The 1,897-nt window shown below is 56.4% G+C and carries 2 protein-coding genes and 2 pseudogenes; 1 reads left to right on the forward strand and 3 read right to left on the reverse strand.

Annotated features, from left to right (window positions below):
• Positions 1–151: 151 nt before the first annotated feature.
• Positions 152–451, reverse strand: coding sequence for a catalase (locus HV670_RS31760; protein ID WP_425511494.1), 300 nt, complete (start codon positions 449–451; stop codon positions 152–154).
• Between the two features lie 122 nt (positions 452–573).
• Positions 574–741, reverse strand: a pseudogene (locus HV670_RS32150) (phosphohydrolase); the annotation flags it as partial.
• A gap of 171 nt (positions 742–912) precedes the next feature.
• Here HV670_RS32150 and HV670_RS29825 point away from each other — a divergent pair.
• A complete protein-coding gene (locus HV670_RS29825) occupies positions 913–1,140 on the forward strand; it encodes a hypothetical protein (RefSeq protein ID WP_175108519.1) in 228 nt (75 codons plus the stop codon).
• Here HV670_RS29825 and HV670_RS29830 read toward each other — a convergent pair.
• Positions 1,116–1,458 (reverse strand): annotated as a pseudogene (locus HV670_RS29830) (transposase); the annotation flags it as partial. The gene HV670_RS29825 and the pseudogene HV670_RS29830 overlap by 25 nt on opposite strands.
• Between the last annotated feature and the right edge of the window lie 439 nt (positions 1,459–1,897).

Genomic DNA, 1,897 nt, shown 5'->3' on the forward strand with positions numbered 1-1,897 from the left:
GAAGCTGCAGCCAATGCGGCTATGACGCGCGTGAGAATCTTTCCAGCCCCCACCTTTCGGTCGGTTCCATGCTCGGTATTGCGCTTGGACGTGTCAACCACATCTGGCGCTTGTTCGGCGGTAGTCAAGAGTACGTTCCTTCAGACAAACATCACTGTGGATCTGCATCGCAGACACGATCGACTAGACCCTGGCCGACGCTCACGCGACGCGTCAAAAACGATGACACGATCGCGCCGTCGCGGTGAAAACTGTGGGAAGGGCACTTCGGCGCTTTGACCCGGATGTGGTTGAAGTTGACCCCCAACCGGTAACCCGGCACCTCGCCGTAGGAGAACAGCCGCGCTTCAAACATTTGGTCCGGCGAAAAGCTAATTCTGGGCACGGAATTCGCCGGCGAAAAGACTGCCTGCTCGGATCTGGCAAAAAAATTGTCCGGATTGCGCTTCAACTCGAAGCAGCCCCCCGATCAGTGGAAGATCGACCTTCGGTCAGGCCTCTGTGAGATCGAAGGGGTTTATGGGGACCCCCCTCGCGATAAAAATGGGCAAGTAACAGGCTCGCGCGGCCCAAGTTGCTAGCGTGGAAATGAGGGGCTTTGTCAGTGACTACGTCGGCCTCAACGTTACCGAACGTCGTGTCCGGCTTGTGCTTGATGCCGTCGTAAAACGTTGGATAGTGTCTTTCTTGAATTGACTCCCCCGCGGATGTGACTACGGCCTCTCGTTCGGTGTTGCTGAATCTCGGGGGCAAGTTGACTGTCGGGGATGGCGATTCCGTCAACGTTCAAGGACATAATCTGTCTCCACCGGGTATCGCATCAATTGGCGCTGTCACGAGTAAGGGCAGGCTTGAGTAAGACAAGTGTGGCTGTGTAAGTACGACGCGCTGCGAGTCGTACTACAGGACACTATGATCGAACACCGCCATCGTGGCGCGTTATATGTTGTGAAGAGCTGCGAAGACATGTTAAGTGTGTCGAGTAAACGAATCTCAGAACGCCCGAGGCTGACAAGCAATCTCATGCTGATCGCCTGCCTGCCCGTGAAACGTGCCGTTGAACTGAGCGATCCAGAGAAGAAGACGTTGCAACAGCTGTCGCGCAAGTATCCTCATCAAGGCTTCCAACCCGTGGGCTGATCGCCACTGCCGATTGTCCGGGCTATCTTGTTAGCGAGCGCTACGAATACCATGTTTGGCGGACGGCGCTTGCTGATCTGCTCGAACCACGGGCCGGGCTCCCTCGCATGATTCAGCACGCTGCGCGCGCGGTGAATCAACGGCGTGCGCAGACACGTGTCGCCCCGTTTCGAGATTCAGCAGGTTCACCTTTCCACCTGAACCCGACTGCTTTGGAACGAGGCCGATCCATGGCGCAAACTCCCGGCCCGACTTGAACGCACTTGCTTCACCCATCGTTGCGGTCGCCGTTAGTACCCCAACGCCTGGGATGTCCATATTCGTTTGGCGACGTTCCGGGAAACTGCTCTCAGCGGATTGGCTGATCTGCGACGATACCAGAGCGCCTATCTCAACAGATCCCGAGGAGCAATGCAAAAAAGCTTGATCAGAACTTCACCGGTCGATAAAGCAGCACCAACGGGAAAGGATCGTAGCTCGCCAGGCAGGGTCGGCGTGATCGCTAGCGCACTTGTCGCACAGATACCCAGAAATACGGCGTACGCACACCTGGCGCCAGGTGTCATCGCCAGCACCACCATAAAAAAACACACCCTCGCGCACAACAATGCCACAGCTTAACGCCATGTTGTCGACGTCCACAGTTCCGGAAATTTTCAAGGTAGTTGTCGCCTCGACGATTAAATCTCAGGCGGCTTTTCGCTCCTGGTTACTGCGCTGTGGGGCGCCGTCCTGGTTGTCGATGCGATCCGGGTTC

Source organism: Pararobbsia alpina (genome assembly GCF_902859895.1).
GTDB lineage: Bacteria > Pseudomonadota > Gammaproteobacteria > Burkholderiales > Burkholderiaceae > Pararobbsia > Pararobbsia alpina.